At 69.4% G+C, this 14,301-nt stretch carries 13 protein-coding genes and 1 pseudogene; 7 read left to right on the forward strand and 7 right to left on the reverse strand.

From position 1 onward, the window contains the following. Positions 1–7 precede the first annotated feature (7 nt). A complete protein-coding gene (locus OG285_RS00110) occupies positions 8–418 on the forward strand; it encodes a hypothetical protein (protein ID WP_371789731.1) in 411 nt (136 codons plus the stop codon). A 448-nt stretch (positions 419–866) separates the two neighbouring features. Next, positions 867–1,112: a hypothetical protein gene (locus tag OG285_RS00115; RefSeq protein WP_371789732.1), complete on the forward strand. Its 246-nt coding sequence runs from the start codon at positions 867–869 to the stop codon at positions 1,110–1,112. Between the two features lie 599 nt (positions 1,113–1,711). Here the strand turns inward: OG285_RS00115 and OG285_RS00120 are convergent. Continuing rightward, positions 1,712–3,007 (reverse strand): RICIN domain-containing protein, encoded by a 1,296-nt coding sequence (locus OG285_RS00120; RefSeq protein WP_371789733.1) that lies wholly within the window; start codon positions 3,005–3,007, stop codon positions 1,712–1,714. A gap of 337 nt (positions 3,008–3,344) precedes the next feature. Between OG285_RS00120 and OG285_RS00125 the strand changes: the two genes are divergently transcribed. The 3 genes from OG285_RS00125 to OG285_RS00135 all read left to right on the forward strand — a co-directional run bounded on the left by OG285_RS00125 (position 3,345) and on the right by OG285_RS00135 (position 5,505). Next, positions 3,345–3,473 (forward strand): hypothetical protein, encoded by a 129-nt coding sequence (locus OG285_RS00125; protein WP_356837159.1) that lies wholly within the window; start codon positions 3,345–3,347, stop codon positions 3,471–3,473. Positions 3,474–4,096: 623 nt separating this feature from the next. After that, the gene (locus OG285_RS00130; RefSeq protein WP_371789734.1) at positions 4,097–5,155 is read left to right on the forward strand and encodes a hypothetical protein; all 1,059 of its coding nucleotides are present in this window, start codon (positions 4,097–4,099) and stop codon (positions 5,153–5,155) included. A gap of 14 nt (positions 5,156–5,169) precedes the next feature. Next, positions 5,170–5,505 (forward strand): FAD-dependent monooxygenase, encoded by a 336-nt coding sequence (locus tag OG285_RS00135; protein WP_371789735.1) that lies wholly within the window; start codon positions 5,170–5,172, stop codon positions 5,503–5,505. Between the two features lie 312 nt (positions 5,506–5,817). Here the strand turns inward: OG285_RS00135 and OG285_RS00140 are convergent. After that, a pseudogene (locus OG285_RS00140) lies at positions 5,818–7,083 on the reverse strand (ATP-binding protein). A gap of 1,212 nt (positions 7,084–8,295) precedes the next feature. On the opposite strand from OG285_RS00140, the gene OG285_RS00145 reads away from it, so the two are divergent. Further along, complete coding sequence (locus OG285_RS00145) at positions 8,296–8,901, forward strand: transglycosylase SLT domain-containing protein (RefSeq protein ID WP_371789736.1); 606 nt, start codon at positions 8,296–8,298, stop codon at positions 8,899–8,901. 150 nt (positions 8,902–9,051) lie between these two features. On the opposite strand, the gene OG285_RS00150 is transcribed toward OG285_RS00145, so the two are convergent. Further along, complete coding sequence (locus OG285_RS00150) at positions 9,052–9,300, reverse strand: hypothetical protein (RefSeq protein ID WP_371789737.1); 249 nt, start codon at positions 9,298–9,300, stop codon at positions 9,052–9,054. Between the two features lie 401 nt (positions 9,301–9,701). On the opposite strand from OG285_RS00150, the gene OG285_RS00155 reads away from it, so the two are divergent. After that, the gene (locus OG285_RS00155; RefSeq protein WP_371789738.1) at positions 9,702–10,115 is read left to right on the forward strand and encodes a peptidase inhibitor family I36 protein; all 414 of its coding nucleotides are present in this window, start codon (positions 9,702–9,704) and stop codon (positions 10,113–10,115) included. 193 nt (positions 10,116–10,308) lie between these two features. Here OG285_RS00155 and OG285_RS00160 read toward each other — a convergent pair whose 3' ends face one another. From OG285_RS00160 to OG285_RS00175, 4 genes are all read right to left on the reverse strand, one after another. Further along, entirely contained in the window at positions 10,309–10,521 is a 213-nt protein-coding gene (locus OG285_RS00160) for a hypothetical protein (RefSeq protein WP_356833079.1), read from the reverse strand. Between the two features lie 211 nt (positions 10,522–10,732). Further along, positions 10,733–11,476 carry a class I SAM-dependent methyltransferase gene (locus OG285_RS00165; protein ID WP_371789739.1) on the reverse strand — a complete coding sequence of 248 codons (744 nt, stop codon included), beginning with the start codon at positions 11,474–11,476 and terminating at the stop codon, positions 10,733–10,735. A gap of 201 nt (positions 11,477–11,677) precedes the next feature. Next, entirely contained in the window at positions 11,678–12,895 is a 1,218-nt protein-coding gene (locus tag OG285_RS00170; RefSeq protein ID WP_371789740.1) for an NAD(P)/FAD-dependent oxidoreductase, read from the reverse strand. After that, positions 12,892–14,298, reverse strand: a complete 1,407-nt coding sequence (locus tag OG285_RS00175; protein WP_371789741.1) for an FAD-dependent oxidoreductase — start codon at positions 14,296–14,298, stop codon at positions 12,892–12,894. Before OG285_RS00175 ends, OG285_RS00170 begins: the two co-directional genes overlap by 4 nt. Positions 14,299–14,301: the final 3 nt, after the last annotated feature.

Genomic DNA, 14,301 nt, shown 5'->3' on the forward strand with positions numbered 1-14,301 from the left:
CCACGTCATGGATGATGAGGCGATGTTCGTCCGCACGCAGAGCCTGCCACAGACCTCACAGCGGCCCATGACAGTTCGGGTTCACACCCCCATCGGGTCCGTCGTGGTGCTCTGGGGCGGTGACCCGCAAGAGGCAGACGGCCAGCACCTCGTCGAATGGACCGTCGACGACGACGTCCACTGGGGCCAGAACACTCGGCCGGCCTCTTCCGCCAAGGCGGAACTCCGACAGGAAGGCAACCGGGTGATCATGCGCGGCCTCCTCCACCTCACGGAAGACGGCGCCGCCCATCTCAAGATGGGCCCTTGGTCAGTGCTGTTCGATCTGGCAGCACCGATCCCCACCGGCCCGGACGAGTCCTGGGTTGAGATCAACGTCGGACCAGAGAGCGTCGCCCTTCATCCCTACCAAACCTGACCGGACCACCACCAGGCTCTCGGGCCCCCTTGACTGCTAATAGGAGCATCAGCCGAAGCGCACGTCACCGCCCGCGGCCGCTCGGTCGCATCGCCTCTACAGGTGGTGTTCGGCCCAGAGAGTCAGCAGGCCGGCTGCGCCGGTCCCGGCTCCCTAGCACAGGCCTCGCAGCATGTGCCCTGCTATCGCGCGGCGCTGGGCATGGATCCAGCGGTAAATACGGATCGTACGGCCGGGCCGGGCAGGCCGTGAACGCGGGGTGTCGGTGTCGGTCACGGGGGTTCCCTTCGGGATGTGGGCAGGACGGAGCTCGGCGCGTCGGCCGCCGCAGGGGGTGAGGAGCGGGAGAGGCAGCTCGGGTGCCAGCCTGGTGTCTGCCGTTGGACGTCGTGGATGTGGCCATGGCTGTCCGGGGTCGCGGGCGGGACGTTCCGGTACGGACGGTCCGGTGGGCGGCGGCCAGGAGTGCGGAAACCGCCGCGAGTTCGGTGCCGGTCATGGTGGCGATCTGGTCGATGCTCAGCAGCAGCTGGTCGTGGAGGAGGAATGCGTCCTCGACGGCGGTGAGCACGCGACCACTGCGGTGGGCGACAGTGCGGGCGTGCTTTCCCCACGCCCAGGCGGCGGGGTGCCGTTCGCAGACAACGGTGGTCCAGTTGTCGGCAACGAGGTTGAAGAGGTGAGATACGGCTAACTGCGCTTCCTCCGGGGAGAGATGGGCTGCCGCGTAGGCGTGGTAGGCCGGGCGGTGCAGATCGTAGAAGGCGTGAAGGCGTAGAAGGCGTTGGTGAGGATGGTGGGCGGGGCGGGGTTCATGGTCGCTCTCTTGCCGGTCGTGGTCAGCCGAAGGCTCCGGCCAAGAGGCTGCGGGCCGGGTCTCCAGGGTGGAGTGCGCTTGGCGCCATAGCGGCCGGGCGACATCGGGCAGGCTCCGCAGAGCGATCGTGAGCCGTTTGACGACCGGCCAGGCAGGGACGCCGGGGCCGTCGAGCGCCTGGTCCAGCTCGTCCGGGGTGATGATGTGCTGCGCGGAGGCGAGGATCGCCTTGGTCCTCGGTTCTCCAGCCGCGTACTGAAGAGCCCACAGGTAGGTACGAAGGTCGCGGACGGGGTCGGTAGCGGTCGGCTTCACGCCCGCAGCTGCTTCCCAGAGGGGCTTCAGCAGCTCGGAGTTACCGTCACAGGCCCCGACGCAGCTCAGTCGTTCGGACAGTCGAGGCCGTTGGTGGCGAGCGGGGGCTCAGGTCTCCGTGCTCGGCTCGTCGGCCGGGCACGGAGAGGTTGTGGGTGCTGTCAGCTGGTGGGGTGAAGGTAGAAGGCTTCGTTGTCGGCCGGGAAGGGCAGGGGGCCGTACTGCTGCTCGTACTGGATGACGGGGGTGCCGTCGGCGGTGCCGTTGCCCGCGACGTTCAGCAGGTACTCGGTCCTCTCGTTGGTGATGGTCGTCAGGTTCGGGAACAGCGGGAGGGGGTGTTCCAGGACGAAGTTCTGGGTGTCAGTGGTGGGGCCGTGCCGGTGGCAGTCCCAGATGTTCATCCGGGAGCCCTCTTTACTGGCGGTGCCGTTGTCGACGTCCACGCACTTGCCGCTGTTCACGCTGACAATCCGGTCCGACCTGTGCTGGAAGCCGTCGGGGCGCAGGGTCCACTGCTGGTTGGTGCCGTTGTCGGGGTGATAGAGGATGAGGTGCGTCCCGTTGGTTCTGCGGGCCTGGTAGACGTCAAGGACGCTGCCGTTGCCTCCGTTGTCGCCGAGCGTGAAGCGGGCGGGGCCGGCGCCGGCGCGCAAGGAGGAGAAGGTGATGGGCCAGTGGTCGCTGCCGCGAGGGTTGCCGCGGGCGGCCTGCCAGTTCTGGGTCAGGACGTTGGAGACGGCGTAATCCAGGCGACCGCCGCTGAGCTGGGTGGGGCCGCCGTTCTCGTAGATGTGAGAGTTGGCGGGGATGCCGGTGGTTCCGCCGACGGGCAGGGAGCGCGGGGCGCGGTTGAAGTCTCCCAGGACCACCCAGTTTCCCAGGGCGAGCTGCCTGCTGCGGGTGGCGACGCGGCGTACGAGGGAGGCGGCGTCGGTGCCGCCGCTGGCGCTGGCGTGGATGGAGGCGAACAGGGTGTTGTCGGCCTGCCGTACGACGCCGAGGGCGGACCGGTAGACGCCGGCGATCTCTTCCACGCGGTTGGGTCGGAACGAGGTGATCATGGCCGGGTTCACGCCCCGAGCCGGGTTGGCGCCCTGGTGGAGGATGTAGAGGTAGCGCTCGCCGCGGGTGCGGGTGGCGGGGATGCGGTAGGCGCGGATGTTGCGGCCGATACGGCCCAGCGACACGGCCCCGGACGGTGGCGTGATCGATGCCTCCTGCAGGGCCACGACGCTCGCGTTGTCCGAGAGGCCCAGCGCGTAGGTCCAGCGGCCGGAGGCTCGCTGCATGTTCCAGGTCGCCATCCGGTTACTGTCCGGCGGCGCCGCTGACGCGGTTCCCCCGCCGGTCAGCAGGAAGGCCGCACACAGTGCGCCCACCACCAACGCGATCAGGCCCCGCCGGCCGCCGATACGCCACAGGGCTGTTCTTGCTCTCTCTTCTGATTGCTGCATACACGCCAATGTCCTGCCACCTGGCCCATAACGACAGTTGCATGTAAGACAGTTGACCTGGACGGGTGAAGGGTTCCCCACCAAACGCCCAGACTGGAGGCCAGCGGACAGCAGGCGCCCAGGTGCAGCCCGACCAGTCCGTCGGCGGGCCCCGCTGACCCGCGGTGGTTCGAGTCCTGCCCGGGGTGCCCTCGACGCCGCGTCAACCGAACGACGTTTTCGCAGGACAGGATGCATTTACTTGACCTGCGAGATGAATCGGACTTTCTGCGCTCCGCTGGGGTGTGAGCCCGGCTGACACTGGAAAAAACCGGCCTTCTACGGGCGGCTGCGCCGTGTGGACGCGTGGATCATGCTCGCCGCCTACCGCGCCCGGCTCGGACACACCGCCACCGCTCACCTCGCCGACGGGCGGCACATCCTCGACGCACCGGCCCTGGACCGGCACAACGTCCACGTCCGCTAACGGCCCTTGTGGGAAAGCCCTCTGCACCGCGGCCCCGTCCCCGACCGGCTGCCCGTGCAACAAGCCTGGTCGTGGTGCTCTGTACCCGACTGCCGCCTCGTCCCGGTCGCTGACCCTGGCCCGCGGGGTGCGCCGCCAATGCTGCCCGGCGGAACGGTGGAGAGCAGCGACGCGACGCCCGAGCAGGCCCCCTGCACCATGAAGCCGCTGAGGAGGCCCCCCTCACCCTGACCGATCCGGTACGACTGGGCTGGGTGCTGGATGAGACCGGCGAGGTCTACGGCGCGTGGGGCCCAACGCCCGGCTCCGTCCGGCCGCCGGGGTTACCACCATCGGGCCGGCGGACGTCGACCTCGCCACCGGACGGGCGGGCGGCAGCACAGTCGGCGCGGTCCCTGTCCACACAAAGGGCACCGCTTGGGCGGTCATGGGCATGCCGCCTGCGTGGTCGACAGCCGCGCCGCGGCCCTGGGCATGGGCCGAACGGGTGCATCTGAGCCGGTCTGCAGGGTGGGCCGCTCCGATCGCGATCTTGCCTCGGCCGCCGGGTTAAGGTCCGCGTGGAAACGCTCCCCTGAGGCAGTTCCTGCTCCTCCCGCCGGCGTCCTTGGAGGCTCGTAGGTATGCCCCGTTCATACGGCGGGCCAGCGAACGGCCGACGTAACTGCCTGGCCGGGCTCCCGTCGGGAGCGGCCGCGCTGCTCGCAGCGGTCGCTGCGGTGCTGAGCACGCTGATCATCGCCACGCCCGCTGCTGCGGCCACGCCCACTGCTGCGGCCGTGCCCAGTTGCAGGGTCGGGGCTTACGTCACCGACCTCTACGCGGTGGATCCGGTCGAGAGCACCGTGAACGCGGACCTGTGGCTGTGGAGCGTATGCCCACGCAAGGACCTTGCCGCTGTCCAGCGTCTCGAATTCACCAACGCGACGAAGACGATACTGACCGCGCCTTCCAGCGAGAAGGTGGACAACGAGTACTGGACTCAGGTCAAAGTAGCCGGGACCTTCCGGCAGACCCTGAACCTGACGGACTTCCCGTTCGACAAACAGGTCGTCCGGATCCGGGTTGAGGAAAACAAACTGGACAAGTCACGGTTCGTCTACCGGGCGGACGCGAAGAACTCCACGTACAACCCCAGTATCCATCCCGGCGACTTCAAGATCACGCGATTCCGGATCGGTGTCGGTGACGCGCCCTACAGGACGAGCTTCGGCGATCCCCGGCTCACGCAAGGAGGCAGCAGTCACTACTCCCAGCTGGTGATCGAGTTCCAGCTCACCCGAGTGGACCTCACGAGTTTCGGCAAGCAGATCCTGCCGGTGTATGTGGCTCTCCTGGTCGCCCTGATCTCGTTTCTGATCTGGTCGAAGGACAACGAGGTCGCCATGGTCGCACGGCTCGGGATTCTCGGTACCGCGCTCTTCACGATCATGCTCAACCTGCGGGCGGTCGACGAGGCGCTGGGCACCTTCCTGAACGTGACGCTGGTCGAAGAGATCCACTTCATGAGCCTGCTCTACGTACTGGTCGGTGTCGCCAACACCACCTACATCATGAAGCTGTTGACCGATCCCATGGCCGAACCGGCGGCGAGGCGCTTCAACAACCGCACTTTCGCCATCGCGACGGCCTTGTACCTCATCGCCAACATCGTCGTCATCGCCCTCACCGTGTCGTTCTGAGTCTCCAGGAGGCGGTGGAGGATCGCCGACGCCGTCGCATCCGCACGACCGGTGTACTGATCGCGGGCGGGCGCCCGGTCGGGCCCAGTGCGGCTGCCGGGCTCCGCCGCCCTGGGGTGCGCTGCCGCCTGGTCGACCGGTTACCGGCCCGCCTTCCGTACGCCAGGGCAGTCGGTATCGTGCCGCGTACCCCGGAGATCCGGGATCGGACGGGCCTGGCCCTCACCGCCGTGGAAAGGCGCCGTTGTGCTGCACGGTCAGCTGAGTTACGTCATTGGCCGGGAACAGGCACGGACAGACCTTGGCTGCCGCCCGAGGTGCCGTACGGGTTCGCCTCGATGCCGCAGTAAGAGACCGGGCGCATCCTCCAGGAGTACGCCGCCGGGCTGGGCGCGCTCGTTGAACGTGGCACCGAGCTGTTGTCGTCCGCCCGGAGCAGGGCGGGATCACCGCCCTGCTGCCCACCGCCTCCGGCGCCGGAACGGTCCCTCGTATGGACCGGGCTCCAGGCATTCCCGCTCTGCGGAGGCAGCGGCCATGCCATCGAACTACCCCCTGGCCTGGGCCCGTTGGACTTGGTTTTGGGTTTGGTTCGGATTTGGTTCGGGCTCGTTGGGCTTCGGAGGGGCTCCCCTGTCGGCCGGGTTCGGCCCGACGCGGAATCAGGCCCGGGCGTGTGTGGTGATGTCTGCGGTGAACTCGGTGATGGCAGCCGGAGTCACCGTCGGGCGGCACTGGCGAAGAGCGGTCAGGTAGTCGTCGGTGTGTGCGCCCGCTTCGGCGGCGTTGCGTTCGAAGGCGGCCTGGGCGGCGATCCGGGCCGCGTGTTCGATGTCGGCCGGGGTGAACAGCTCGCTCGCCTCGACCAGTGCATCCAGATCGACGTCGTCGCGCCGGGCGGAATAGCGCGACCAGATCGCCGCCCGGGCGGTCGCGTCCGGAGTGCCGATCGGGATCAGGTAGTCGAACCGGCCCGGGCGCAGGAACGCCGGGTCGAGGGAACGGATGGAGTTCGTGGCACAGACCAGCAGCCGTTCGTCACGCTCGCGAAAGCCGGGGATGAGTTTGAGGAGCTCGTTGGTGACCCCGTACATCGCGGACATCGCGGATTCCGTGCCTGTGCTGCGTACCGGTGCGATCTCCTCGACCTCGTCGATGAAGACCAGGACCCTCTCCAGCTCGGAGATCCGGGCGAATGCCGTGCGCAGGGCCGCGGCGAGGTTGCCCTCGTCCGCCAGGCGCGACGGCAGCAGCTCGACGAAGGGCCATCCCAGACGGGAGGCGATAGCACGGGCGAAGGTGGTCTTGCCGGTCCCGGGCGGCCCGAAAAGGGTGATGGCGCGGGGCGGGATGACATCGTGCCGGGCGGCTCGCTCCGGTTCGGCCAGGGGCAGGACGATACGCCGCTCGATCAGGTTCTTCTCCGCCTCCATCCCGGCCACCTTGCCCCACAGGTCACCCGGGAGGAGCCGGCCCCCCAACTCCTCCAGGAGGTTGGCCGTGGTGCCGGTGGCGGGCTCGGTCTTCTCGAAGTACGCGACAGCGGGTCGCCGCGTGTAACCGGCTTTGCTCAGCCCCTCGCCGAGCATCTCCTACTCGGCCAGTACGTAAGCGATACGGCGTACCCGTGCCTCGACCAGCCGGCGTTCGAGTTCCATCAGAAGCGCGCTCGCCAGCCCCCGGCCACGCCAGGCCGGCGCGATAGCGATACGCATCACCCAGGCCCGTCCGCCGGACACATGGGCAAGCGCCGCGCCGATCGGTTCGCCCCGGTGGACTGCGACCACCGCGGGCTGGCGGGATGTCAGGGCGCTGATGCACTCGGCCAAGGAGAAGACGGACTCCTGGCCGAGATCTGCTGTGCTGTCGATGAGATGGACAACCGCCGCCAGATCGTCCTCGCGGTAGTCATGGATGAGCCAGTTCACGTGCCGCTCCTCGCTCCAGGTAGTGCCGCAGACGCTAGATCGTGAGCGGCGAGCGGTCGTGCTCCGCTACGGACAAGACCAGAGGGGTAACCGTACGAAGTGGAAGCGGTGGGGGCGCAGTATTACGGCTATCGGGCCGGAACCCGGCTGAGCCCGGGTCTGCACCTGCAAGCGCCGGTGACCGGGGCCGTGGATGGTTCCGCCGTGTGACGTGTGTGCCGGGAGTGGATCCGGCCCGCCCCCGGGGTGGCGCCTCCAACCGCCTGATACCAAGCGGCCGGCGGCCGGGGCCCGGCGGTCGGTACCAAGGCGCCCGGCGCTCAGTGGCCGGTGCCTGGTGCTTTGGAGTCGTCGCATGCGGCGAAGGACAGAACCGGTGATGGGCGAGGTTGCCGTCCTGGCCCGGGGCGAGTGGTTGAACCGACACTGGTCCCCCGCTCTCCTGAGGGACGGCGGGGCCTGCCGAGGCCTTGGTGGTGCTGGACCACCGCGCCCCGGCCACCGGAACCCCCGGTCCGCCGGAACCTCCGGGCGACGGCGAACTTCGTCAACCTCTGGCGGGTGCGTGCCGGAGTTCGTTCCATCGGCACTGACCGTGCGCGCGACGCCCGCGTGATCCCTCAGCAGCGGTACGGCCAGCGGCGGCGGTGGAAAACCCGGTTGATAGCCGGCTACGCGAAGCAGGTGACCGAGTCCGGCGGCACAGCGCTCCTCGAAGACCACCGCTGGCTCCGGCATCCCGCGATGCCAGTACACGACCGTGGACACCACGTCACCCACAGCCACCGAAGTGACCACGGGGGTACTCGGGCAACCCCCGCCAGGACGGGATTTGCTGTGTACGGGCCGTGACACGGAGTGAGAAACCGGGGCCTCAGGGCCGGTGATCTGTGAGCCCGGGCATAGGGGCCACGTCACACAGGACGACACCTAGTAGGTCCGCGGCAGGGTTTGCCCCTTCCCTGCGGGCCCCACCCCACACCTGTCCGATTTGTAACTAAATATCGTCGTAGGTCACATAATTGCCATCGACCCCGACCCTCTCGCAAGGTGATTGACGTACCGGGGAGCCGAGCGCCGGACCGGGCAGAACACACCGCCCGCCATCCAGACACCGGCCCCACGACACGCACCACGGCCCCAGCGCCCCACCCGTGTCGCCGACCCCCCAGTCGGCCTCCCCACGACGTCCCCCACTGGAGAGGTACCCCCATGACTGCCACCACCCGCCGCACCCTCAGCCCCCGCAAGACCTCCGTGGCCGGCATCGCCGCCGCCGGCGCCGCCGCCTGCGCCCTGTCCCTGGCCCCGCACCCCGCCCACGCCGCCGAGCCCACCGCCACACCCGTCTCCGCCGCCGCCGTCACCACCGCCCAGATCACCCAGCAGGCCCACCACGCCGAAAAGGCCGCCCACGCCAAGGCCGCCAAGGCGAAGAAGGCCCCCAAGGCCAAGCACCTCGACACTGTCGCCGCGATCGTCAAGAGCCCCAAGTACAGCAACAACCTCGACGGCTGGATCAAGGAATCGCTGGCCATCATGAAGGCCAAGCACATCCCCGGCAGCTACGACGGCCTGCACCGCAACATCATGCGCGAATCCAGCGGCAACCCCCACGCCCAGAACAACTGGGACGTCAACGCCCAGAACGGCATCCCCTCCAAGGGACTCCTCCAGGTCATCCAGCCCACCTTCGACACCTACCACGTCAAGGGCACCAAGAACAGCCTCACCGACCCCGTCGCCAACATCGTCGCCGCAGCCAACTACGCCGCCGACAAATACGGCTCGATGGACAACGTCAACTCCGCCTACTGATCCAACCGATCCAGCGGACTGACCACACACCCCACGACCACCTGAGTCCGTGGGACGGCTGACTCCTCCAGGAGCGGCAGGACTCAGGTCCTGGCGGGGGCCGGAACAGGTTCACGGGTGAACCTGTCCCAGCCCCCGCCGACAGCCTCTTCACGGAACAGCGACCACCACCTGAACCGGGACGGCAGGGGGACCCGACGAAGCAACCATGGCATCCGCACTCGCAGCATTAAGAGCAAGACGGACATCAGCCAGGACCGCAGGACGAATCAAAGCCGGCACATCATCCCCATGCGGGTGGGAACTGAGCGGGTCGAAGAAGAAAACGAGCAGGTCGATCTGCCCCTGCGTGACCAGCGCACCGATCTGCTGGTCACCACTGAGCGGACCATTACGCAACGCAGTGACAGGTAGCCCCGGACGGCGGGTAATGTCGGAGACGGCCGCGAGCTGGGTCCACAGTTCCGCGTACGCGCCGTAAAGGGCCGCGCGACGGGCGGTGTCCCCGGCAGTGGTCAGCCGTTCGGCAGCCCGGCGGCGTAGGCGATCAGGTCTTCACGGCCGAGCTGGCCGTCCTGGACCCGTACCCCATCTGCGGGCGCGGAGGTGCAGAGGCGCGAAGGTGGGGAGCGCATTGCGGGGTGCCGAGTTCCGCGCTCCGCGCGCCCCTGCACCCCCTGTGACGTCGCCCGTTCGGTCGTTTTCGCAGTCAATGCGGCGGTACTGCGGCATGGGGGTGATGTGGTTGGCGGGTCAGGCACTTTGCCTGGCAGAGGCCGCTGAGCAGAAGGAAGTTCCCTATGCGTGTTCGTATGAGTCTGGCCATCGTTGTGGCGGCCACCTGTCTTGCCCTGACCGGTGCGGCGAGTTCTCCCCAGGCCGGCGGCCGGGCCAGTGCCCCCTCATCCGGACACACCGCGAGCGCCGCCGCCCTGCGACTGGCAGCCGATCAGTGCGGGGCCGGGGAGATCTGCTTCTGGCACGACAGGAACTTTTCTGGTGCTCCCTGGCGGTGGATGCCCTCCAACGGCTACCGCGACATGCCGCCCAACCTGCACGACCACGTGTACTCCTTCTACGCCAACGTTCGCGCTTGCTTCATCGACTACAAGCCGCGTGACTTCCGCGCCGTCAACATCGGCGACTACGCCAAGGCCTACGACACCAACTTCGGCAGAAGGATCGACGCCGTCGCCGTCCGCAGCTCCTGCTGAGCCCCGCCCCGTCCGCCTCGCTCCTGCCCTGTCAGCTGCCAGAGGCGGGAGCCGGACGATCCGCTGGGCGCACAGTCCCTCTCGGCAGCGTTCAGCTGAGCTGTTCGGCCAGGATTCCCAGCGTGCTCGCCGCCTCCGGCGTGAGGAACATCGCGAGCTGGATCCGGCCGTGGCCGTCCAGGGTTCAGGAGCGTCAGTCGGGCAGGGGCACGCGGATGACGGGCTCGAACGGGCGCTTGTTGAAACCGCTGCGTACGTTGCGGCAGCTCGGCGCCTTGCACATGAAGAACTCGTCGACCGTTCTCCGGCCGGTGCGGTTCTTGAGCCAGACCTTCTCGTTCCCGGTCAGGGGACGGTGCTGTTCGTCGGAGTCGCAGGTGAAGCAGTACATCGTGGACGGTGGCATGGAACCTCCTGAAACAGGCGATAAGCCGACACCGAGCATATGAGAACGTGCTGGGATCAAAGCAGGCGCTAATCGGCCCGATGCCCGATGCCGAAAGTGTCACCCGCAGAGTGCCGGGACACGGAGCGGCGCCGTGCAGCAAACGGGTCTTCATCTGCTGCACGGCGCCGTCGCCGCACGTACGTTCCCGTGGGCTCCCGGCGTCAGCCGGTCAGGCGTGGCAGCGCAGCATCTCCAGCGGCGGGCTCGCCAGGAGGTCCGCCCAGAAGTCCTCGCCGAACTCGCGGATACCGGCCTCGGACACCTTCAGCGGAACCCACTCCACCGCACTGAACCCGGCAGCCCGCAGGCACTCCTCGTACACCTCGCGGCGCGGGACCGCGCTGACGATACTGATCGGCTGCGGGTCGAGGAGGGCGGTGACCCGTGCCCGCGGCCCCGTCTCGGCTTCCTCCCCGGTCGGCTCGCAGCGGAACCCGTACCTCTCCAGGGACGGACAGTCGAACCGGTAGTCGGGCTTCTGGGCGAGTACGAAGAACTCTCCGCCCGCAACCAGGCTCCGGTGGATGTTGGCGCACATCCGCCGCATGGCAGCGAGGTTCTCGGCGTAGTTGAGGCACTGCACCCCCACCGCGATGTCGAAACGCCTCCCTCCAGGCGTCAGTTCGGCCACATCACCGACCTCGTACCGCACACCCAGCGGGTCGCTCTCCTCGAACTCCCGCGCGACGGCGATCATCTCGACGGAGATGTCGACACCGAACACATCCGCCGCAGCGCGGCGCTTGAACTCCCTGCTGTAGAAACCGGTACCGCACGCCACGTCGAGAACCGACTTGCCGCTCACATCCCCGACCATGGAAAGGAAGCTCGGCACCTCCCCGTAACGCATCAGTGGCAGGGACTTGAACCCCTCGAATGCCTCGCCGATCTCGTCGTACTGCTCCATGCTCACGTGCTTCCCCCTCCTGCTGGTACGTCCTGTACACGGCCGCGCCGGCCCTGCGGCTTCACCAGTCCGCCGGGTCGCGGCCGTGGCAACGAGTCTCCTCCGGCCGGCCCGGGGCGCCGTACTGGCGGATGACCCGAAGAAGTCGGTCGGGTGACCCTCCGATCGCCCAACACACCACCGCACCGCGGGGCTTGGTCCGCACCGTCAGGCGTTCGCAGCTCGTGGCGGCAGCAGGAGCTGTTCCAGGTCCGCCGGGGGCCGGCGTCCGACGAAGGCGCTGAGCGTGGTGCGCGCGCCTGTGTCACCGGCGAGGATGCCGCCCCGCAGCCGGGAGCCGTCCGGGTCGAGGAAGACCTTGGCGTAGCGCGAGGTGCCCTCGGCGAAGACGAGTTCGAGGGTGGGGTCGGTGTCGGACGTGCTTCCGAACGTGGCGACGTGCACGTCGAGGAGTTTCAGGGCCGTAGAGGTGTCGGAGCCGTCGAAGGGTTCGGCGGGCAGGCCCGTCAGCTGGCGGGCCACGCTCTCGGCCATGCGGTGGCCGGGGGCGACCAGGCCGTAGCAGCGGCCCTCGACGGCGGCGCACTCCCCCACGGCCCAGACACGCGGGTCGGCGGTCCGGCAGTACGCGTCCACCAGGAAGCCGCCGCGCTCCGCACGCTGAAGACCGGAGCCGGGGGCCAGTTCGTCCCGGGGGCGTATCCCCGCGGCGAAGACCACCAGGGCGGCGTCCAGTACGGCGCCGTCCTTGAGGGTGACCGCCCGGACCCTGCCGCTGGAGTCGCCGTCGAGCGACCCGACGGCCGTGTCGCAGTGCAGACGCAGGCCCAGGTCCTCGGCGCCCCGGTGCAGCACCCGCGCCGCACCCGCGTCCAGTTGCGCCGGCATCACATGGGGCGCCGTCTCGATCACATGCGGCCGCATGCCCAGCAGGCGCAGGGCGTTGGCCGCCTCCAGGCCGAGGAGACCGCCGCCGACCACCACGCCGGGAGCACCGGGGCGGGCCGCCGCACGCAGCGCGTCCAGGTCGCCGAAGGTCCGGTAGACGAAGCAGTTCGCCAGTTCGTGCCCGGGCACGGGGGGTACGAAGGGGCGCGATCCGGTGGCCAGGACCAGCGCGTCGTAGGAGATCGCCCCCTGGTAGGCGGTCATCACCTTGCGCGCGGTCCGGTCGACGGCGGCGACCGGGCATCCCAGGTGGAGGTCCGTGCGGTCGTCCTGGAGGAATTCGGCGCCGCTGAGGCGGAGGCTCTGCCGGGTGCGGCCCGCCAGGTATCCGGACAGGGCGACCCGGTCGTAGGCGGGGTCGGGCTCCTCGGCCAGGACGACGATGTGCCAGTGGTCCCCGGTATCCAGTTCGCGTACGCGTGCCGCGAGGCGGTGGCCTGTCATGCCGTGTCCGACGATCACGAGTGTGCGGGTCATCGTGCGGGCTCCGGTTCCCTGGGGCCTTGGTGCTGCCACGCGGTGCACAGTTCCGCCACGTCGGCCCGGCAGCTCCCGCAGCTGGTGGTGGCGCCCGTCGCAGCCGCCAGCTTCTCCGTCGTGCGGGCGCCCGCCCGCCAGGCGTCGGCGAGGGCCCGGCGCGCCACGTTGTTGCAGAGGCAGACCGGGGCGTCGTCGCGCGGCAGAGCCGTCGACGGCGGTCCCGAGGCGGTTCCCAGCAGCACGGCCAGTCGGTCCGACGGCAGTGGCCGGCCCTGCCGGTACAGCATCGCGACGGTGGCGATGGCGTCCGGCAGGCCGAGGAGTACGGCGGCCAGGAGCCGGTCGTCGCGCAGCGCGAGACGGGCGCGGCGGCCACCGGCCCGGTCGGCCAGGTCGACCGTCCGTACTCCGGGGGCGTCGAAGGCCGCGGACGGGCCGACGCAGCACACATCCATGACATGGGCGCGCAGCCGGAACACGCCGGGGGTGGGCCGGTAGGGAGTGCGCAGGCCGGTGAGCAGCCCTGCCAGGGTGTCGGCCTGCTCCCAGGCGGCCTCGATCCCGGCCACCGTGCGCCCCGCGTACTCGGCGCAGTCACCGATGGCGTGGATGTGCGGATCGCTGGTGCGCAACCGGTCGTCGACGACGACCCCCTCGTGTACGGCGAGTCCGGCCCCGCGGGCCGGCGCCACCTCGGGGACGGCCCCGGTGCACAGTACGAGTGTGTCCGCGGGCAGCGAACCGCCGTCGTCCAGGAGCACGTGCCCGGCGGACCTGCGTACGACGGTGCGGCCGCCGACGACCGCGACACCGGCCTGCCGGAGCCGCTCGGTGAGGAGCAGGCCGCACTCCTCGCCCAGGCGTCCGGCGAGTGGGTGCGGGGTGGCGCAGACCAGTGTGGTGCGGATGCCGCGCAGCGCCAGCGCGCTCGCGGCCTCGACTCCCAGGGGCCCGCCGCCGAGCACCACGACGCTGCCGCCGGTGATCGACGTGTGGTCCTCCATGGTGCGCAGGGTGGTCACCCCTGGTCCCGGGCCCCCGCCGGGACCTCGCACACCGGGGATGGCGGGGACGACGGGAGCGGCGCCGGTGGCCAGTACCAGAGTGTCGTACGCGTGGGTGGTCTCCGCCCCGTCCGCTCTTGCCCGTACGCGGCGGGTGTGGCGGTCGATGCGGGTGACGACCGCGCCGTGCACGGCGGTTGCGCCCGGCGGGCCCGGGGTGCTCAGGGCTTCCGGGGGCAGCCGGCCCGCGAGTACGGAGGTCAGCAGGGGCCGGTGGCGGACGGGGTGGTGTTCGGCGCCCAGGACGGTGACCGGGCCGGGGTGACCGTGGTGGTGCAGGCGCTCCACGAGCCGGTGGGACGCCGGGCCGTTGCCGATGACGAGGATGCCGCTCACGGT

The sequence above is a fragment of the Streptomyces sp. NBC_01471 genome (assembly GCF_041438865.1).
Classification (GTDB): domain Bacteria; phylum Actinomycetota; class Actinomycetes; order Streptomycetales; family Streptomycetaceae; genus Streptomyces.